Origin of the sequence: Bordetella genomosp. 5 (genome assembly GCF_002261315.1) — a bacterium.
Taxonomy (GTDB): Bacteria; Pseudomonadota; Gammaproteobacteria; order Burkholderiales; family Burkholderiaceae_B; genus Bordetella.
In genome coordinates this window covers 19,205-38,309 of the sequence record NZ_NEVP01000012.1, presented here as the reverse complement: position 1 = coordinate 38,309, position 19,105 = coordinate 19,205, and the positions used below count along the sequence as shown (strand labels likewise).

The window sequence follows — 19,105 nt, the reverse complement described above, 5'->3', positions numbered from 1 at the left end:
GGGGCGCGGGGCCGGCAAACCGCCATTTTCGCATGGGGCGCGGGTTGCGGCTCGCGCCCGGGCAGGGCAGAATCAAATCCACTCCTGACGAACGAGGGCAGCACGATGCGTATCCTTGTCATCGGCGGTACCGGTTTCATCGGCCGTCATCTGGTTGCCCGCCTGGCCGCGGCCGAGCATGCGGTGCTGGTGCCGACACGCGCGCTGGCACGCGGCCGCGATCTGCAGGTGTTGCCGTCCGTCACGCTGGTGCAGGCCGACATCCACGACGATGCCGTGCTCGACAACCTGCTGCGCCAGACCGACGTGGTGATCAATCTGGTCGGCCTTCTGCATGGCAACCGGGGCCGTCCCTATGGCTCCGACTTCGCCCGCGCGCACGTGCTGCTGCCCGAGCGCATCGCGCAGGCCTGCCGCCGCAACGGCGTGCACCGGATGCTGCATATCAGCGCGCTCGGTGCCGACCCCGCGGGCGCCAGCATGTATCTGCGCTCCAAGGGCGACGGCGAGGCCGCCATCATCGGCACCTTCGCGGATGCCCACGAAAGCGCCTGGACCATCTTCCGACCCTCGGTCGTGTTCGGTCCCGACGACAACTTCACCAATATGTTCGCGCGGCTGGCGCGCTGGTTTCCGGTGCTGCCGATCGCGGGCACCGATGCCCGCATGCAGCCCGTGTTCGTCGGCGATGTCGCCGATGCGATGGTGGCGGCGCTCAACAACAATCACACGCGCGGCAAGGTCTACGAGCTGGGCGGCCCGCAGGAATACACACTGGGCGAGCTCGTCCGGCTGTGTGCCCACTGGAGCGGCCATCCGAGGCCCGTCATCAGCCTGCCGATGTCGGTCGGGCGCTTGCAGGCGGGCATGCTCGGCCTGTTGCCCGGCGAGCCGCTGATGTCGGGCGATAACCTCGATTCGCTGTCGGTGCCTAGCGTGCTGAGCGGCCCGCTGGCGCCCGAACTCAAGCTGGTGCCCACCGCGCTCGACGCGCTGGCGCCGTCCTATCTCGGACCCACGCCGACGCGCCGCTAACGCGCGTCGCTGACCGCGCGTCGCCCGGGCAGCTCCGGGCCGCCCGGCCAAATGCGCTCAGCGCACCAGCGACTTGAGCGCCAGGCGGATGCCGTCCGACACGCTGACGCCCTCGGGCAGCGCCTTGAGCGCGGCCTGCGATTCCTTGTCGGAGTAGCCCAGCGCGAGCAGGGCATTGAGAATGTCGGCCTGGCCTTCCTGGATCGGATGGGCGCTTGCGCCGATGTCCGCGCCCAGCTTGCCACGCATTTCGAGCAGCAGGCGCTCGGCGGTTTTCTTGCCGATGCCCGGCACGCGGATCAGGCGTCCGGCTTCCTGCAGCGTGATGGCCTGCGCCAGATCGGCCACCGACAGCCCGGACAGCACCGACAGCGCGGTGCGCGCGCCGATGCCGCTCACCTTCACGAGCTCACGGAACGCGGCGCGTTCGGCGGCGGTGGCAAAGCCATACAGCAGGTGCGCGTCTTCACGCACCACCAGGTGGGTGTAGAGGGTGACGCGCGCGCCGTTTTCGGGCAGCGCGTAGAGCGTGCTCATGGGCACGTCGATGTCATAGCCCAGGCCGTTCACGTCCACGCAGACGACGGGGGGCGATTTCTCGATCAGGGTTCCGGTGATGCGTCCGATCATGGCGATGGCAGAGGGGAATAGGGCGCTTGCGCCGATGGCGCGATTCTATACGCTCGGCGGCGGCGGATCAGCCGAGCAGCCGGCCGTTGCGAATGCGCGGACGGCCGCTGGCGTTGAGCACGCCCGACAACGCGGCCACGCGGTCCTGGAGCGGTCCGACGTGGGCATGGCAGATCGCGCAGGCGAGCGCATCGGCCGAGTCGGGGGCGGGCGTGCCGTCGAGCTTGAGCAGATGCTGCACCATCATCTGCACCTGTTCCTTGGCGGCGCGGCCGGTGCCGACCACCGACTTCTTGATCTGCAACGCCGTGTACTCGTGCACGTCGAGCGCGCTGTCGGCGAGCGCGCACAGCGCGGCGCCGCGGGCCTGGCCCAGCAGGAGCGTCGACGCCGGATTGGTATTCAGGAAGACGATTTCGAGCGCGGCCACATCGGGCCGCGTCTCGCGGGCCACCTCGCGCAGGTTGTCGAGGATGACCTTCAGCCGCTCGGGCAGCGGCAGGGCCGGCGGCACGACGATCGTGCCGCTGGCCACATACCGCAGGCGCATGCCTTCGGCATCGATCACACCGAAGCCGGTGCGGCGCAGGCCGGGATCGATGCCGAGGATACGCATCAGTGGCGGAAGTGGCGGGTGCCGGTCAGCACCATGGCGATGCCGTGTTCGTCGGCCGCCGCGATCACTTCGTCGTCACGCACGCTGCCGCCCGGCTGGATCACGCAGGTCGCGCCGGCGGCCACCACCACGTCCAGGCCGTCGCGGAACGGGAAGAACGCATCCGACGCCACGGCCGAACCGGCCAGCGTCAGGCCCGCGTTCTCGGCCTTGATCGAGGCGATGCGGGCCGAGTCGATGCGGCTCATCTGGCCCGCGCCCACGCCCAGCGTCATGCCGTTGCCGACGAACACGATGGCGTTGGACTTGACGTACTTGGCGACCTTCCAGGCGAACGCCAGGTCGTTCATTTCCTGTTCGGTCGGCTGGCGCTTGGACACCACCTTCAGCGCATCGCGCGGCACGTTGTAGGCGTCGGGGGTCTGGACGAGCCAGCCACCGCCCACGCGCTTGACGTCGAAGGCGTTCTGGCCGGTGCCGGCCGGGACTTCCAGCACGCGCACGTTTTTCTTGGCGGCCAGGATGGCCAGCGCGGCGCCGTCATAGGCGGGCGCCAGCAGCACTTCGAGGAACTGACCGCTCACGGCTTCGGCCGTCGCGGCGTCGACCGGACGGTTGAAGGCGATGATGCCGCCGAACGCCGAGGTCGGGTCGGTCTTGAAGGCCTGACGATAGGCGTTCAGCGTGCCGTCCGCCACGGCCACGCCGCAGGGGTTGGCGTGCTTGACGATCACGCAGGCGGGCGTGTCGAAGCTGCGCACGCATTCCCACGCGGCGTCGGCGTCCGCGATGTTGTTATACGAAAGTTCTTTGCCCTGCAGCTGGCGATAGTTGCCCAGCAGGCCGGCCGAACGCTGCGCGTCGACATAGAACGCGGCCGACTGGTGGGGGTTTTCGCCATAGCGCAGCGCCTGCTCCTGCTTGACCTGCAGGGTCAGCGTGGCGGGCCATTCGTTGCGGGCCGGCACGGCGTCCTGGGCCGGCGCGGCGTCGGCCAGGCTGGTCAGGTAGGCGGCGATCGCGCCGTCGTACGACGCGGTGTGGGCATAGACCTTGGCGGCCAGCTCCAGGCGCAGCGCATACGAGGTCGAGCCGCCCTTGTCCATTTCGCCCAGCACGCGCGAGTAGTCGACCGGGTCGATCACGACCGTGACGCCACCGGCTTCGGTGCCGTGGTTTTTCGCGGCGGCGCGCAGCATGGCCGGGCCACCGATATCGATGTTCTCGACGGCATCGGCGAAGGTGCAGTCGGGCTTGGCCACGGTTTCGCGGAACGGATACAGGTTCACGACCAGCATGTCGATGCGGTCGATGCCGTGTTCGGCGATGGTGTCCAGATGCTCGGCGCTGTCGCGGCGGGCCAGCAGGCCGCCGTGGATCTTCGGATGCAGCGTCTTGACGCGACCGTCCAGGATTTCGGGCGAACCGGTGTGAGCGGCGACCTCGGTGACGGTCAGGCCCGCTTCCGACAGCAGGCGGGCGGTGCCGCCGGTGGAGAGCAGGCGCACGCCGCGAGCGGCCAGGGCACGGGCGAATTCGACGATGCCGGTCTTGTCGGACACCGAAAGCAGGGCGGTTTCGATTTTCATAGCGGTGGGAGATGTTGCGTCCGGGTGGGGCCAGGCCCAGGCCACGGGCGGGGGATCGAGGAAATCGTCAGGGCTGGATGTTATGGGCCAGCAGCTTTTTGCGCAGGGTATTGCGGGTGATGCCCAGCATTTCGGAAGCGCGCGACTGGTTGCCGCCGGAGCGCTCCAGCGCCACTTCGAGAACGGGGCGCTCGACGCAGCGCATCACCATGTCCCACATGTCGTGGGGTTCGGAGTCACCCAGATCTTCGAAATAGCGCTCCAGGCTGGCGCGCACGCATTCTTCCAGGACATCTTTCTTGCTCATCGGAGTACAGATATTTTTATGTTGGGGGTACTGGCGGTTATGCCGCCAGCAGGGGTTGCGCGTTGTCGGTGCCGGGGTGCGGGCCGTCGCGCATCATGGTGTCGAACCAGTCGGCCACCGCCTGCCACTGGCCGCGGGTGTCTTCGATCAGGTTCATGCGGGCGCAGAATGCCGGCCCGCCGGGGAGGTCTTCCAGATACCAGCCGATATGCTTGCGCGCCGAGCGTACGCCCGTGTGCTCGCCATAGAAGCGGTAGTGATCGTCGAGGTGTTCAAGCAGCAGGTTGCGCATTTCGTCCCAGGAGGGCGGGACGAGCATGGCGCCTGTGCGCAGGAAATGATCGATCTCGCGGAAGATCCAGGGCCGGCCCTGGGCGGCACGGCCTATCATCACCGCGTCGGCGCCAGTGTAATCCAGGACGGCCCGGGCCTTCTGCGGCGTCGTGATGTCGCCGTTGGCAATCAGCGGGATCCGGATCTCGTCGCGCACGGCGCGCATGGTGTCGTATTCCGCCTCGCCGGTATAGAGATCGGCGCGCGTGCGGCCGTGCAGCGTCAGCGCGGCGATACCGCTGTCTTCGGCGATACGGGCCACGCGCAGGGCGTTCTTGTGCTCGCGGTCCCAGCCGGTGCGCGTCTTGAGCGTGACCGGGATCCCGAGCGGCGCACAGGCCTCGACCACCGCATCCAGGATGCGCTTGATCAGGTCTTCGTGGCGCAACAGCGCCGAGCCCGATGCCAGGTTGCAGACCTTCTTGGCCGGGCAACCCATATTGATATCGATGATGCGGGCGCCCTTGTTCACGTTGAACACGGCGGCCTCGGCCATCATGGCCGGATCCGCGCCCGCGATCTGCACCGAAATCGGATCGATCTCGCCATCGTGATTGAGACGGCGGGAGGTCTTCACGCTGTCCCACAGGCGGGGGTTGCTGGCGGCCATTTCGGACACGGCATAACCCGCGCCCAGCTTCTTGCAAAGCTGGCGGAACGGACGATCCGTCACCCCGGCCATGGGGGCGACGAGCACGTTGTTGGGAAGGGTCCAGGGGCCGATGCGCATGGTCACATTTTAACCGCTTCGGCATGGCACCCCGTTTTCGCCTCGATGCATCGGGCAAAAACGGGCAGGCCGGCGGGCGCGCCCGCCCGGCGCGCCGCAATAAAAAAACGGGGTTGCATCAGGTGCGCAGGCCCTGCAGCAGGTGGCGCGCCAGGGGCGCGCGCACCGCCGGAACGAGGTCGAGCGTGAGCAGCGCTAGGCCGCAGGCATGCTCGACGGGCGCCAGGCCCGTCGCGAACACCCGCGGCATCAGGTCGGTCAGGCTGGCCGTGAGCAGGCGATCCGCGCCGCGGTCGCGCGCGAAGCCGGCCAGGAGCGGCGACGGATTGGGCGTGGGGTCCTGCATCCAGGCGGCGAGCGCCTGGGCCAATTGCGCGGCGTCGCGCAGACCCAGGTTGAGCCCCTGTCCAGCCACCGGGTGCAGCGTCTGGGCGGCATTGCCGATGGTGGCGGTGCGGCCCTGCGCCTGGGCCCGGCGGGCCTTGAGCTCGAGCGGGAAAACATGCCGGGGTGCCTGGCTGTGCAGGCGGCCGAGCCGGCCGCCGAACGCGGTGCTCAGGGCCTGCGAGAAGCGCTCGTCGTCGAGCTGCACCAGTTCGGCCGCGCGCTCGGGCGCACAGCACCAGACGACCGAGTAGGTGTCGGGCGTTTGCGGATGGGGCAGCATGGCCAGCGGACCTTCGCGCGTGAAGCGCTCCCAGGCCCAACCGGGCCGCGGCAGCGAGGCGCGGGCGGTGGTGAGCACGGCATGCTGGCCGTAGCTGCGATGGACGTCGGCGCCCGCGGCGCCGTCGCATTGCACCGCGACGCGCGCGGCAAGCGCCACGTCGCCCTGCAGGACCTGCACCGCATCGGTGAGTGTGTCGCCGATCCGGGCCGGCGGGCCGGGCAGCACCGTGACGCCGCTGGCGGCCACGCGCTCGGAGAGGCGCTCGTGCAGCGGTCCGTAGGCCACGACACTGCCCAGCTGAGGCACGCCGAAGTCGGCATGGTCGATCAGGGCCCGTCCCAGGCGGCCGCGCTGCGACACGTGGATATGACGGATGTCGGCGGTCCGGGTCGGCCACGCGTCGAGCGACTCGAGCAGCACGCGGCTGCCGCGGTTCAGCGCCAGCACGCGCGGGTCGGCCAGCGGCGGCAGGCCGGCCGCGCCCCCGGCGCCGGCGGGCGCGGAGAGCAGCGCGATACGCGCGGGATCGCGCGCGGTGCGCGCCAGCAGCAGGGCGAGCGCCTGGCCCACTGGCCCGGCCCCCAGGATCGCGATGTCGAACACGGACGAAGTCATTCAGGGATTTTACCCTCCGGGCCGCGGGCCTTCTCGCTCGTCATCTCCCGTAGAATCGGCAACGCCCCCTGACCCTCTCGCTCCCAGGATTCCTCGACATGACGTCTTCGTCCCGCCGCTCGACTTCGGCCGCCACGATCATGCCGGACGCTGCCGCGGGCACGTCAGCACGGCCGCGGCGCAAGGTCGTCGCCGGTCTGCTGGGATGTCTGCTGGGCTGGGCCGGCGCGCACTGGTGGTATCTCGGGCGCCGTCATGCCTGGCTCGTCACCGCCTTCTCGTTGCTGTGCCTCGCACTCGCGACGCGCTACCCCGTCTGGTGGGACAACCCGGCGTTTTTCCTGGTGTTCATTCCGATGATCGACGGCTTCATCGAAGGCGTCGTGTTCTGTCTAATGCCCGACGAAAAATTCGACCAGCGCTACAACCCCGGCCTCGGCAGCGTCTCGCGCAGCGGCTGGCCCGAAGTGCTCACCGCGATCTTCGGCGGTCTGCTGGGGGCCATCTGCAGCATGTTCGCGATCGCGATGGTGGTGGTCTACACCTGGGTCGCGCTGGGCTGGCTCGACGGCTACGTGCTGTAGCCGCCGCTTCGGCGCGGCGATGCCGCTCGCGCCTATTCGCGCATCAGCGCTTCGATCTCGCGGGCATTGACCGGCACCGCGCGCGTGATCAGCTCGCAGCCGGTCTCGGTCACGAGCGCATCGTCTTCGGTGCGTATGCCGATATTCCAGAACCGCGCCGGCACGTCGTCGGCCGCCCGCACATAAAGGCCCGGCTCGATGGTGAGCATCATGCCGGCCTCCAGCGTGCGCCAGGGCCGCTCGCCCGCCGCGGCCTGCGCCGCGGGGCTGCCGCGGTAATCGCCCACGTCGTGCACATCGAGGCCCAGCCAATGCCCCGTGCGATGCATGTAGAAGCGGCTATAGGCGCTCGACTCGATCGCGCCGTCCAGCGATCCCTGCAGCAGGCCTTCGTCGATCAGGCCCTGCGTCAGTACCCGTACCGCCGCCAGATGGGCATCGTTCCAGGAGGCGCCCGGCCGCGTGGCGGCCGCCGCCGCGTCCTGGGCCGCGACGGTCAGGTCGTACAGCGCGCGTTGCGGGCCGCTGTATTTGCCGTTGACCGGAAAGGTGCGCGTGATGTCCGACGCATAGCAATCGAGTTCGCAGCCGGCATCGATGAGCACCAGGTCGCCGTCGCGCAGCACCGCATCGCCGGCGGGGTAGTGCAGCACGCAGGCGTTGGCGCCGCCGGCGACGATGCTGCTGTAGGCGACGGCCTGCGCCCCCTGACGGCGGAATTCGTAGAGCAGCTCGGCTTCGAGCTCGTATTCGTGCATGCCGGGACGCACCGCACGCATGGCGCGGGCATGGGCATGGGCCGAGATGCGGGCGGCCTGCCGCATCGTGGCAATCTCGCTCGCGTCTTTCACCAGCCGCATCTCGGCGAGCAGGCCGCTCAGGTCACGCAGTTGCTCGGGCGCGCGCGCGCCGGCGCGGGTGCGCTCGCGGGCCTGCGCCAGCCAGCCGCGCGCCTTCGGGGCGACTAGATCATCCGCCAGGCCCAGCCACAGCGTGGGCTGATCCATCAGCCAGGCGGGCAGCAGTTCGTCCAGGCTCTCCACCGAATAGGCGTCGTCCATCTGAAAATGCGTGGCCGCCGCCTGCGGGCCGAAACGTTTGCCTTCCCAGATTTCGTGTTCGGCATGACGCGCGCGGCAGAAGAGCAGGGCGCGGTCGTCGGCGCCCGCGATGAGCACCAGCCAGGCGTCGGGCTCGACGAAGCCCGTGAGGTAGTAGAAATCGCTGTCGGGCCGAAACGGATACTCGCTGTCGCGGTTGCGCGTGGGCGGTTTGCCCGCGGCCAGCACGGCCACGCCGCCGCCCTGGCCCCGCATCCAGTCCAGCACGCGGCGGCGGCGCTCGGCGAAGGGGGCGAGATCGGCAACAGGCAGGCTCATGACAGGCATCATCCGTTCGGGGGTGGCCTAGAGCTTAACGTACCGCGCCCACGCTGCTACAATCCCGCCACTGTCATTGGGGAGTAGCCATCCTTTGAGCCCCAAGGGAGTCAGCGTCAACAAACTTGGTGGTCCTACCCCATGGCGCTGACGGCATCCGTCCATCCTGTTGCGCTTCGCGCGCCATCGGGATTCGCGACGGACCAGCCAGGCGAGACCTTTGGCCGCGATGCGTTCACCCAGCCGGGCGAGCCGCGTCGTCGCGCCATTGGTTTCCGCTCGTCCGGCTGTTGTCATCATGTTGTTGTCCATTGTTCTGTTCCTGCTGTCCGCGGCAGTGATCTACTTTGCCTGTGAGTTCTTCGTCAACGGCGTCGAATGGCTGGGCCATCATTTCAAGCTGGGCGCGACGGCCACCGGCACCGTGCTCGCGGCGTTCGGCACGGCGTTGCCCGAAAGCGCCGTCACCTTCATGGCCGTGGTGTTCGGCACCACGCCCGAGCAGAAAGACATCGGCGTGGGCGCGGCCATGGGCGGCCCGCTCGTGCTCGCCACCCTGGCCTACGCGGTGGTCGGTCTGGCCCTGCTGCGCGGCAAGTCGGCGGCTGGCACGGCCCGCCAGCGCACCGGCATCAACGCCGACCAGCGCCGTCTGGCGCGCGACCAGGCCTGGTTCATGGGCATCTTCATCTTCAAGGTCGCGCTGGGCGTGCTCGCCTTCGCCTGGAAGCCCTGGCTCGGCATTCTGTTTCTCGGGGTCTACGCGCTCTACGTGAAGCGCGAGCTCTCCCACGATGACGAGTGCATCGAAGCCGAGACGCTCGAGCCGCTGAAGCTGCGTCCGCGCGACCCGAACCCCTCGCTCTTCTGGGCCTGTACGCAATCGGTGCTGGCGCTGGTCGTGATCGCGCTGGCATCGCATGTGTTCGTGCGGCAGATCGAGGTGCTGAGCGTGGCCATGGGGCTGTCCTCGCACGTGGCCGCCCTGCTGCTGGCGCCCGTCGCCACCGAGCTGCCCGAGATCATGAATGCCCTGATCTGGGTGCGGCAGGGCAAAGAGCGCCTGGCGCTCGCCAACATCTCCGGCGCGATGATGATTCAGGCCACGATCCCGAGCGCGCTGGGGATCTTCCTGACGCCCTGGCTGCTCGACGGCCCGCTGCTGGCCGCCGGCATGCTCACCATGGTCTCGATCATGATGCTCTGGATGCGATTCCGCACCGCCACCATGACGGTGCCCGCCCTGTCGTCCGTGGCCGGGCTGTATGCGCTGTTCGCCGTCTACCTGGGCTGGCACTTCGCGGCCTGACGCCTGTGTTCGCGCCGCTCTCCCGCGTGGCGGGCGGGTGCGCGCAACGCCTTCTCCCGATTCTTTCGAATCAGGCATTGCCACTCAGTGAAAACCCGCATAAAATGAATGGGTTATCCACAACAGGAGTTGTTCTGTGAATTCCGATTCCGGCGACAGTAGTAGTCGATCTTGTATCGACCGCACTGCCTGACGAGCGTATTTCCGCAGAATTTCTTCTGCCGCGCCTGTCATCAGTGTTGAACAGGTTGCGGCGTTTCTCCAGCGTCACCCAGGATTCCAGGGCTTTTCACCGGCAGGTCCGCCGGTAGTCCACGAACCCTCCAGGGCGGCACACCACCCGGCATTTCGCCCGGGCTGGCACTGGAAAATCTCCCAGCTTCATACCGCCAGAACCGATATCGATGCCGGCTTGCGTCTTGCGCGCGAGCATCCGGGCACGATTCCGTACGTCTTGCACCTTGCGGTGCGTGGCCCGGGTTCGTTTGCGCCGGAAGCGGCTTCGTGTTCCTTGGTTCACCGACCAAAACCTCAAGCTGCAAGGAGGTCGTCATGCGTTTCTTCGACTTGTTTCTGCGTCGTGCCGGTGTAGACCGCGCGGCCGTCCAAGCCCAGCGTCGTGGTACGCGACTCACCGTCGTCTGCCCCCGCGATGCAGTAGGCGCACTGCGCAAGCAGATCTGCCTCGACTTTTCGGCCGCCGGCCTGTCCGTCGCGCGTTTTCACGTCGACAGCGGCAGGCACAGTGACCTGGCATCCGCCTGTGTCACCGTGAATTGCCCGCCCGAGTTGCGCGCCGAACTCATGTCTCAGGCCAAGCGCCTGAGCGCGCACCCGTCCGTGCGCGATGTGCGCTTCTCCGCGCGCCAGCCGGCCAACGCCTGAGCGGCCTCGCCCCCGAGCCTGAGCCGCCACACCCGCCCCCGGCGATCGTCATGATCGCCGGGGGTTTTTTTTGGCTAAAGACAAAGCACCCTCGCGCCGACAGCGTTTTACTGGGGTACGCATGGGCCACGACGCACGCGCGTGTGGGATGATGCCGAGCCTGTTGTGGGGCCTTGCTGATTCGGTGATCGGGCTGCCCGCTGTGCCGGGCGGCTGGTGATAATGGTTCGCCGTTTTCAACCTTGCCGCGGGCAGTGCTCTGCGCCTCCGCACGCGCCCCGCGTCGCCGGCCCGCGATGCGCAACGTCGAACACGGCTCCTCACTGACGCGCTTCGGGTGCTACATGGTCAAGCCTCTTTCTTCCTGCCACCTCGCCGCGAGCCGGCTGATGCGCGCGGTCTCGCGCGCCAGCGCCGCGCTTTGCGCCCTGCTGGCGCTGTCCGCGCACGCCGAGACCGGCGAGGGCGGCACCACGCTCACCCTCTATGGCGTCGTCGACGCGGGCATCGCTTCGACTCGGACCACCGGCATGGGCTCGAGCACGGGCGTGCTCGGTGGTGGTCTCAGCGATAACCTCTGGGGCTTGCGCGGCAGCGAGGATCTGGGTGGTGGCGCGGCGGCCGTCTTCGCTCTGGAGAGTGGCTACGATCTGACCACCGGGCAATCGAACGAGCCCGGCCGGCTGTTCGATTACGACGCCTGGGTCGGACTGCGGCGCGACGGCGTGGGCGAGTTGCGGCTGGGGCGCCAGCGCACCATCGCCATGAGCTACGGCAGCGCGCTCGAGGTGGCGTCATGGCGTCAGATGGGGATGGGCGCGCTGTTGCGCGCTTCCGATAATTTCCGCCGCGACAATCTTGTCAATATCACCAGCGCCGACCTCGGCGGCTGGCAGGCGGGCGTGGGCTACGCCTTCGATACGGCCGGCCCCGATGGTCCCGCCGACCGTGGCCGGGGCCATGCGCTGTCGGCCGGCGTGAAGTACGAATCCGATCCATGGCTTGCCGTCCTGACCTGGGACCGGCTGACCCTGCCATCCGGCTCCCCGGCGCACGGCGCCACGCCCACGGCGTGGCAGGCCGGCGTGGCGCGAGACTTCGACGGACTGCGCGTGTCGCTTGCCTGGTCACGGCAGCGCGACGGGTTCACCGGCCAGAACGGCGGCGGCGTCGACGGCCTCGGCCCGCTGGCCTTCATCGACGGCGGTCGTGCCGACACCTGGCTGGTGGGCGCCGAGTATGAGCTGCGTGCGCACGACAGCGTACTGATGCAGTTTTCGATGGCGCGGCCGACCTGGCATTGGGACGACGGCTCGCGCGCGGAGCGGGTGCGCCTGCTCACACTCGGCTACCGCCATGCGCTGTCGCCGCGCACGACGCTCTACAGCTTTGTCGGCCGCCTGTGGCAGGGCACGCTCGACGAGCCGTTCGTGCAGGGGGCCGGTCACACGACCCGCTACATGGCGGGCCTGAATCACACCTTCTGAGTTCCCGGCGGGCATGCCCCGACGCGTTGCGCGGTGCTGTCCGGGGCGCCGGCCGCGTGCTCCGCCGACCGCCCGCCTTGATCTGCCCCAAGCCCGCGCATCGCCGCAGGGCGGGGCCCCGGAAATCCTCCACTACAATCGACGAGAGGGGGCGAGCTCCCCCCACCGCCCGGATGGCGCACGAGAGGCCGTCCGCCCGTGGCCCGCGTTCCCTTCATCAGGGGATTGCTTCGTCGGATCTCACGCATGGATGTGCTTGGCTGGCTCGTTCCCTGGGAGTTTTCGCCCACGCTGGTCGCGGCGTTCGTGGTCTGCATCGCGCTGTTCGTGCGCGGGACCCGCGTGCACCATGTGACGGCGGCGCGCCAGGCCCTGTTCTGGGCGGGCGTGGTCATTCTCTATCTCTCCATGCACACCCGGCTCGACTACTACGCCGAGCGCATGTTCTTCATCCATCGCGCCCAGCATCTGGTGCTGCATCATCTCGGGCCCTTGCTCGTGATGGCCGCGTTTCCGGGATCGGTCATGCGCGCCGGTCTGCCGCTGACCTGGCGTCACCGCCTGCGCACGTGGTGCACGACCGCGCCCGGCCGGTTCACCGTGGGCCTGCTCACGCATCGCATCTTCGTGCCGGCGCTCTTCGTCGCGCTGGTCCTGATCTGGCTTATCCCGTCGGTGCAGTTCTATTCCATGCTCGACTGGCGCCTGTACCGCTTGATGAACTGGTCGGTGGTCCTCAGCGGCTTCATGTACTGGAACCTGATCCTCGACCGCCGGCCTTCGCCGCCCGCGGCGATGACGCCTGGCGGACGCGTGCTGTCGCCGGTGCTGACCATGGCGCCGCAGATGGTGGCGGGCGCCGTGATTGCGTTTACCGAGCGCGATCTCTATCCCTTGTTCGAGCTGTGCGGCCGTGCCATCGCCATGTCGGCACAGACGGACCAGACCATCGGCGGCCTCACGATGTGGATCCCGGCGGCGCTCGTGGAAGTCATCGGCCTGCTGGTCGCCCTGGGCACGCTGATGCGCCTGTCGGCGCGAGGGCGCCTGCGCCGCGTGGATCGCGAGGCGCGGGCACGCGCGCGCGTAGCCGCTCGATCGGAGCGGCCCGCGGGCTGAGTCAAAAGAGAAAGCGGTTCGCGGGCTGAGCCGCGAGTGGAAGCGCTCCGCGGCCTGAGCCGCGTGTGGGAGCGCTGCGCGGCCTGAGCCGCGTGTGGAGGCGGGCGCGGTGGCCGCGCCCGGCCGGGTTATTCCGGAATCAGGCCGTGGTACTTGCGGCCCAGCGCCACGGTGGCCTGGAACATGCCGGCCTTGCTGCCGCAATCGTAGCGCTGGCCTTCGTAACGGTAGGCATAGACCGCACGCTCGCGCATCAGGGAGGCGATGCCGTCGGTGAGCTGGATCTCGCCGCCCGCGCCCGCCTGGGTGGCGCGCAGGTGATCGAAGATGCGGGCTTCGAGCACGTAGCGGCCGACCACGGCCAGCGTCGAGGGCGCGTCTTCGGGCTTGGGCTTTTCGACGATATGAGACACACGCTCGGTGCGCGGCTCGACGGCGCTGGCCGCCACGATGCCGTACTTGCCGGTGTCGGCGCGCGGCACTTCCTGCACACCCAGCACGCTCGCGTCATGCTTGATGGCGCAGTCGATCAACTGACCCAGCACCGGCCGATCGGCATCGATCAGATCGTCGGCCAGCAGCACGGCAAAAGGTTCGTCGCCGACGGCGGGCGCGGCGGTCAGCACGGCATGACCGAGACCCAGCGGAGCCGACTGACGGATATAGATGCAGTTCACATGCGCGGGCAGGATGTCGCGCACGAGCTCAAGCAGGTCGTTCTTGCTCTTCTTTTCGAGCTCGGCCTCGAGCTCGGGGGCGGCATCGAAGTGGTCTTCGATGGCGCGCTTGTTGCGGCCGGTGACGAAGATGAGATCGGTGACCCCGGCGGCCACGGCTTCTTCGACGGCATACTGAATCAGCGGTTTGTCGACGACCGGCAGCATTTCCTTGGGCATGGCCTTGGTGGCCGGCAGAAACCGCGTTCCCATGCCTGCGACGGGAAAAACGGCCTTGCGTACTGCGATCATGTGAAGTTCCCCAAAAAAAACTGTTCCAGCGTAGACGGGCGGCGCAAACTTTTTGCCCATCTGGCTATCATAGAGCAATGAACCGCTTCAACACGACACCGACGTGCAAGTGGGCCCGCCAGGCGCTGGCGGCGGCCTTGAGCCTCACCCTGCTGTTGCCGGCGCTGCCCTCGCGCGCGCAGCCGGTCGGCCTGCCTTCGATGGGCGCGGCCTCCGCGTCCGATCTCTCTCCCATGCTTGAGCGCGAGCTCGGCGCGGCCATTATGGCGCAGGGTCGGCGCGACCCGACTTACGTCAACGATCCCGAACTGCGTCAGTACCTCACCACGATGGCACGCAAGCTGGCGGCGTTCGCGCCCGGCGGCGTGCCCGATGTCGAGGTGTTCGGCGTGCGGGATCCCGAGATCAACGCGTTCGCCATGCCCGGCGGCTATATCGGCGTGAACACCGGCCTCATCGTTTCGTCGGCGAGCGAGTCGGAGCTGGCCTCGGTGCTGGCGCACGAAATCGGACACGTGTCGCAACGCCACATCGCGCGCGGCATGACGCAGCAGAGCCAGAGCGGCATGATGATGATGGCCACGCTGGCCGGCGCCTTGCTCGCCGCGCTGGCGGGCGGCGGCGGCGATCTCGCCATGGGCGTGGCCGCCTTCGGGCAGGCCGCCGCGATCAATCGCCAGCTGGGTTTCTCGCGCGATGCCGAACGCGAGGCCGACCGCACCGGCCTGCAGATGCTGTCCCGTGCCGGCTATGACCCGGATGGCATGGCCAAGATGTTCGGCCGCCTGATGAATGCATCGCGCCTGAACGAAGGCATGGGCGGCGGCGCGTGGGCCAGCACCCACCCGCTGTCGATCGAGCGGATGTCGGATGTGCAGAACCGCATCCGCGACCTCAAAACCTCGCGCTACGTCGACAGCGACGATTTCTGGTTCATCCGCGCCAAGATGCGCGTGGTGCAGGGCCGGGACGCGGTCAGCCTGCGTACGGCGCAACAGCAGTTGCAGGACGAATCGCGCGCCCTGACCGGGATTCGCCAATCGGCCGCCTTCTATGGTCTCTCGCTCTACGCGCTGCAGCGCGGCGACCTGGCGGCGGCCGAGAGCGCGCATGCGCAGGCAACGACCGGCGGTCTCAACACGCCCGAGCTGGCCAAGCTGGGCATCGACATCGCGATGGCGCGCAAAGACACGGCGCGGGCGCTCGAGCTTTCGCAGGCGGCCATCAAGCGCTGGCCCGATCGGCGCGCCCTCGGCATGGCCTATGCGCAGGCGCTGCAGGGCGCCGGCCGCAACGCCGATGCGCAGGCCTATCTGCGTGAACGCATCCGCGAATGGGGCGATGACGAGCCGACCTTCTACCAGCTGCTGGCGCAGAGCGAAGAGCGCACCGGCAACGCGGTGGCGGCGCGACGCGGCATGGCGCGCTTCTATGTGGCCACCGGTGCCTACGCAGCCGCCGAGTCGCAGTTGCAGCAGGCTCGCGGTCTGTCGCGCGACTTCTACGAGCAGTCGCAGATCGATGTGCAGATCAAAGAGGTGCAGCAGAAGCTGGCCGACGAGCGCTCGCTGTTGCAGCGCTTCAAGGGCTGAGCCGACGCCTCATCCGGCGTCAAACACGAAGGGCCGCGGATCGCGGCCCTTCGTGCGTCTGCGATAGGGTCGCGCCGGCCGGGCTTACTTGCCCGTTTCGAAGAAGCGGCCCAGTCGTTGCGGCAGCCAATACAGGTGGCCGGGGAACGGCCCGGTCGGGAAGCCCGCATGACCGCCTTCGGCCGGCTGGTGCAGCAACACGGTCGGCGAGCATTCGGCCGGCGTGGGCAGGGCGTCTTCGGGCAGGAATGGGTCGTTGCGCGCGTTGAGTACCAGCGTGGGCACCTGGATCTTGGGCAGCCACGGCTTGCTCGAGGCGCGCGTCCAGTAGTCGAGCGCGTTGCGATACCCGTGCATGGGCGCGGTGTAGGCATCGTCGAAGTCGCGCAGGTCGCGCGCGTGGGCGATGCGCATCACGTCGATGGCGCCGGGGAAGCGCTTGGCTTTTTCGAGCACCTTGCGCTTCATGGTGCGCAGGAAGTAGGGCGTGTAGATGCGCCGGGCGATGAGGCCCGAGCACAGCGCCTTGCCGCCGGCGACCAGATCGAGCGGCACCGACACGCCGGCGCAGCCCGCGAGCCAGTTGGTTTCTTCGGCGTGCTCGCCCAGATACTTGAGCAGGGCATTGCCGCCCAGCGACACGCCCACGGCGTGCCAGCGGGCATGGGGAATACGCGCGCGCGCCGTGGCCAGCATGAAGCCGACCTCTGCGGAGTCGCCGGAGTAATAGGCGCGGGCCAGGCGGTTGGGCGTGCCGGAGCAGCCGCGGAAGTGCGCGACCGCCACGATCCAGCCGCGCGCACGGAAGTAATGCGCGATCGATTGGGCGTAGCGGCTGGTGCTGCCGCCTTCGAGCCCGTGAAACAGCAGCAGGGCGGGCGTGTCGGCCGTGCGGGGCAGCGAGCCCCAGTCGGCCGTCGTCATCCAGCGCGCGGCGGCTGTCTTGATGTTCGAGAGCGGGGTAATGGCATCGATAGGGCTGCCGTCGGCCACCTTGTGCGGGGACAGGCCGGGGCCGGTCCAGTCGATGTCGACGAAGTCGGTGTCGGGCGTATCGACCCGCTCGCGCACGAACGCGATGCGGTGATATTGCGCGAACGTCGAGGCATAGACCGTCTGGCTATGCCGGTCGGGCAGCCAGGGCGGTACCGGGCAGGGCGTCAGATCGATGCGGGAAGCGGCCAACGGGGTCTACGCCTCAATGCAATCGGTCGGGAACGTCGTGCAGATCGAGCACGCCGGCTTCCGCCGGTGCCGGCGAGGCGTGGTGCATCACCATGCGCCAGCCCGTGGGTCCCTTGTGATAGACGTTGGTGGCGTAGCAGTTCACGAACTGCGTGCCCTCGCGCGTGCTCGCGCTGACCTGTTCGACCAGCACGTGCACGGCGCACATCATGCTCTGCACCACGACCGGCCGCAGCGGCCGGATATGGAGCGGACCATTGGCAAGGACCTGTTGCCAGGACTCGTGCACCGCGGTGTGACCCACGATGCGCAGACCGCCAGGATGAATGCAGACGATTTCTTCGTCGTCGGCCCATATCTGCATCAGCCGATCGGTATCGGCCTGCTCCAGGGCTTCGTAGAAGGCGTGTTCCGCTTCATCGGGAGTGGCGAACATGGCGGCTGCGTAACCTCGTGTTGGATGCGAAATCGTAAATCAATGACCGTGCACGACCGTGCCGGGCTTGAGCTTGTACTCGGCGCCACAGTAGGGGCAGCGTGCCGAACCGGTATGCGTGACGTCGAGGAAAACGCGCGGGTGCATGCTCCAGAGCGGAGCCTTGGGGCCCGGACAGTGGACGGGCAGGTCTTCCGCGCCGAGTTCGATGACTTCTTGATGAGGGGCGCCGGCCGGAGCAGCAGCAGTCATGGCAATTCCTGGGGTGATACGGGTTGGACGGCGAAGAGGGCGGTCGGGCGCGATTTGCCGTCGTCCTGGTGTCCCCCTCTCCAGAGGCCGGTATTGTATCAAGGGCGGGGTTACAATGACCGCCTCCCGCGCCATGTGGCCGGGACGGTGTCATGAGGGCGCGGGGCGCCTTCCGTCCGCGCTCCGGACACACCGGCACGCCTGTCGCTTCCCACTGGATTCCATGTCGTTCCGTCCGCATCGCCAGGGGCCCGTCCGTGGCCGCTGAACCCGAGTCAACACTCCTCGACGACGCGCGCGCCATCCGCGCCGAGCGCATCGAAGCATTCAAAAGCGGCGTGCACGCGATCGTGCCCGCCCTCATCGCCACGGGGACGTGGGGCATGGTCACCGGCGTGGCCATGGTCAAATCCGGCCTGACGGAGTCGATGGCGCTGGCCATGACGCTGCTGCTCTACGCCGGCTCCGCCCAGCTCACCTCCCTGCCGCTGATCGCCTCGGGCGCACCGCTCTGGCTGATTTTCGCGGCCGGCTTCGTGGTGAACCTGCGCTTCGTGATTTTCGGCGCGGCGCTGCAACCGTATTTTCGCCATCTGCCCTGGCCCAAGCGCCTGGGCCTGGGCTATTTCACGACCGACATGGGCTTCGTGCTGTTCATGCCCCGCTACGGCGACGCGGCCCAGCGCGGCACGCGCGAGCAGCTGTGGTTTTTCGTCGGCACGATCGCGCCGAGCTGGTTCGTCTGGCAGTCGTCGTCGATCATCGGCATCTTCCTGGGCTCGATGGTGCCCGCCACCTGGTCGCTCGATTTCGCGGCGGTCCTGGCGCTGCTGGCGATCACGATTCCGCTGGCCAACTCCAAGCCCATGCTGGTGTCGATGCTCGCCGCCGGCGTGACCGCCTGGGTCGGTCAGACCCTGCCGTTGCGCCTGGGCCTCGCCGTGGCCGTGGTGGCCGGCATCGTGGCCGGCATGTGGGCCGAGCGCTACTTCAAGGGAAAAGCCTGACATGTGGCCTTCGGAGCTCTATGTATACAGCGCCATCCTGCTGCTCACGCTCTGCAGCGTGCTGACGCGGGCCGGCTTTATGTTGTTTGGCGACTACATTCCGTTGCCCGACGGCGTGCGGCGCGCGCTGCGTTACGCCCCCGCCGCGGCGCTCACGGCGATCGTCGTGCCCGACATGCTGCCCTGGAAGGCGGGCCTCGGGCCGGTGTTCGACTACAAGCTGGTGGCAGGCATCATCGGGGTGATCGTGTTCTTGCGCACCCGCAGCGCGGTGGCCGTGATCGTCTCCGGCATGCTGGTCCTGTGGGGGCTGCGCTGGGCGGCGGGGTAGGCCCGGGCGGCACCGCCGCGGCGGCGTCGCCGCCGATATCCGGCCC

The 19,105-nt window shown here is 68.3% G+C and carries 20 protein-coding genes and 1 riboswitch; of the genes, 9 read left to right on the top strand and 11 right to left on the bottom strand.

Going from position 1 to position 19,105, the window contains the following annotated elements:
• Positions 1–105 precede the first annotated feature (105 nt).
• Positions 106–1,035, top strand: coding sequence for a complex I NDUFA9 subunit family protein (locus CAL25_RS20275; RefSeq protein ID WP_094803391.1), 930 nt, complete (start codon positions 106–108; stop codon positions 1,033–1,035).
• A 57-nt stretch (positions 1,036–1,092) separates the two neighbouring features.
• On the opposite strand, the gene ruvA is transcribed toward CAL25_RS20275, so the two are convergent.
• The 6 genes from ruvA to CAL25_RS20245 all read right to left on the bottom strand — a co-directional run bounded on the left by ruvA (position 1,093) and on the right by CAL25_RS20245 (position 6,525).
• Positions 1,093–1,665, bottom strand: a complete 573-nt coding sequence (gene ruvA / locus CAL25_RS20270) for a Holliday junction branch migration protein RuvA (RefSeq protein WP_094803390.1) — start codon at positions 1,663–1,665, stop codon at positions 1,093–1,095.
• A gap of 67 nt (positions 1,666–1,732) precedes the next feature.
• Entirely contained in the window at positions 1,733–2,281 is a 549-nt protein-coding gene (gene ruvC / locus CAL25_RS20265; RefSeq protein ID WP_094803389.1) for a crossover junction endodeoxyribonuclease RuvC, read from the bottom strand.
• Positions 2,281–3,870, bottom strand: a complete 1,590-nt coding sequence (gene purH / locus CAL25_RS20260; protein WP_094803388.1) for a bifunctional phosphoribosylaminoimidazolecarboxamide formyltransferase/IMP cyclohydrolase — start codon at positions 3,868–3,870, stop codon at positions 2,281–2,283. The genes ruvC and purH overlap by 1 nt, the downstream gene beginning before the upstream one ends.
• A 67-nt stretch (positions 3,871–3,937) precedes the next feature.
• Complete coding sequence (locus tag CAL25_RS20255; protein WP_003814221.1) at positions 3,938–4,177, bottom strand: helix-turn-helix domain-containing protein; 240 nt, start codon at positions 4,175–4,177, stop codon at positions 3,938–3,940.
• A 37-nt stretch (positions 4,178–4,214) separates the two neighbouring features.
• Positions 4,215–5,240, bottom strand: coding sequence for a tRNA dihydrouridine synthase DusB (dusB, locus tag CAL25_RS20250; protein WP_170948568.1), 1,026 nt, complete (start codon positions 5,238–5,240; stop codon positions 4,215–4,217).
• A gap of 118 nt (positions 5,241–5,358) precedes the next feature.
• The gene (locus tag CAL25_RS20245) at positions 5,359–6,525 is read right to left on the bottom strand and encodes a UbiH/UbiF/VisC/COQ6 family ubiquinone biosynthesis hydroxylase (RefSeq protein ID WP_094803386.1); all 1,167 of its coding nucleotides are present in this window, start codon (positions 6,523–6,525) and stop codon (positions 5,359–5,361) included.
• Between the two features lie 140 nt (positions 6,526–6,665).
• Here CAL25_RS20245 and CAL25_RS20240 point away from each other — a divergent pair, with 140 nt between their 5' ends.
• Entirely contained in the window at positions 6,666–7,109 is a 444-nt protein-coding gene (locus tag CAL25_RS20240) for a TM2 domain-containing protein (protein WP_094803897.1), read from the top strand.
• Positions 7,110–7,141: 32 nt separating this feature from the next.
• Here the strand turns inward: CAL25_RS20240 and CAL25_RS20235 are convergent, their stop codons facing one another.
• Positions 7,142–8,488 (bottom strand): aminopeptidase P N-terminal domain-containing protein, encoded by a 1,347-nt coding sequence (locus tag CAL25_RS20235; RefSeq protein WP_094803385.1) that lies wholly within the window; start codon positions 8,486–8,488, stop codon positions 7,142–7,144.
• Positions 8,489–8,552: 64 nt separating this feature from the next.
• Positions 8,553–8,682, top strand: a riboswitch (yybP-ykoY riboswitch).
• A gap of 104 nt (positions 8,683–8,786) precedes the next feature.
• On the opposite strand from CAL25_RS20235, the gene CAL25_RS20230 reads away from it, so the two are divergent.
• The 4 genes from CAL25_RS20230 (at position 8,787) to CAL25_RS20215 (ending at position 13,288) form a co-directional block, all read left to right on the top strand.
• Positions 8,787–9,797: a sodium:calcium antiporter gene (locus CAL25_RS20230; RefSeq protein ID WP_094803384.1), complete on the top strand. Its 1,011-nt coding sequence runs from the start codon at positions 8,787–8,789 to the stop codon at positions 9,795–9,797.
• Positions 9,798–10,349: 552 nt separating this feature from the next.
• Positions 10,350–10,682, top strand: a complete 333-nt coding sequence (locus CAL25_RS20225) for a hypothetical protein (protein WP_094803383.1) — start codon at positions 10,350–10,352, stop codon at positions 10,680–10,682.
• Between the two features lie 344 nt (positions 10,683–11,026).
• Positions 11,027–12,169: a porin gene (locus tag CAL25_RS20220; RefSeq protein ID WP_249279183.1), complete on the top strand. Its 1,143-nt coding sequence runs from the start codon at positions 11,027–11,029 to the stop codon at positions 12,167–12,169.
• A gap of 237 nt (positions 12,170–12,406) precedes the next feature.
• On the top strand, positions 12,407–13,288 hold the full coding sequence (locus CAL25_RS20215) for a cytochrome c oxidase assembly protein (protein ID WP_094803893.1): 882 nt from the start codon (positions 12,407–12,409) through the stop codon (positions 13,286–13,288).
• A 128-nt stretch (positions 13,289–13,416) separates the two neighbouring features.
• Here the strand turns inward: CAL25_RS20215 and galU are convergent, their stop codons facing one another.
• The gene (gene galU / locus CAL25_RS20210) at positions 13,417–14,256 is read right to left on the bottom strand and encodes a UTP--glucose-1-phosphate uridylyltransferase GalU (RefSeq protein WP_094803382.1); all 840 of its coding nucleotides are present in this window, start codon (positions 14,254–14,256) and stop codon (positions 13,417–13,419) included.
• Between the two features lie 77 nt (positions 14,257–14,333).
• Between galU and CAL25_RS20205 the strand changes: the two genes are divergently transcribed.
• Positions 14,334–15,848 carry a M48 family metalloprotease gene (locus tag CAL25_RS20205; protein ID WP_094803381.1) on the top strand — a complete coding sequence of 505 codons (1,515 nt, stop codon included), beginning with the start codon at positions 14,334–14,336 and terminating at the stop codon, positions 15,846–15,848.
• 84 nt (positions 15,849–15,932) lie between these two features.
• Here CAL25_RS20205 and CAL25_RS20200 read toward each other — a convergent pair whose 3' ends face one another.
• From CAL25_RS20200 to CAL25_RS20190, 3 genes are read right to left on the bottom strand one after another with little or no spacing between them, the layout of a single operon-like run.
• On the bottom strand, positions 15,933–17,033 hold the full coding sequence (locus CAL25_RS20200) for a YheT family hydrolase (protein ID WP_094803380.1): 1,101 nt from the start codon (positions 17,031–17,033) through the stop codon (positions 15,933–15,935).
• 13 nt (positions 17,034–17,046) lie between these two features.
• Positions 17,047–17,469, bottom strand: a complete 423-nt coding sequence (locus CAL25_RS20195) for a YybH family protein (RefSeq protein WP_094803379.1) — start codon at positions 17,467–17,469, stop codon at positions 17,047–17,049.
• Positions 17,470–17,508: 39 nt separating this feature from the next.
• On the bottom strand, positions 17,509–17,721 hold the full coding sequence (locus CAL25_RS20190) for a zinc-finger domain-containing protein (protein ID WP_094803378.1): 213 nt from the start codon (positions 17,719–17,721) through the stop codon (positions 17,509–17,511).
• A gap of 338 nt (positions 17,722–18,059) precedes the next feature.
• On the opposite strand from CAL25_RS20190, the gene CAL25_RS20185 reads away from it, so the two are divergent.
• Complete coding sequence (locus CAL25_RS20185; protein ID WP_094803891.1) at positions 18,060–18,728, top strand: AzlC family ABC transporter permease; 669 nt, start codon at positions 18,060–18,062, stop codon at positions 18,726–18,728.
• A 1-nt stretch (position 18,729) separates the two neighbouring features.
• Positions 18,730–19,059 carry an AzlD domain-containing protein gene (locus tag CAL25_RS20180; RefSeq protein WP_094803377.1) on the top strand — a complete coding sequence of 110 codons (330 nt, stop codon included), beginning with the start codon at positions 18,730–18,732 and terminating at the stop codon, positions 19,057–19,059.
• The last annotated feature ends 46 nt before the right edge of the window (positions 19,060–19,105 follow it).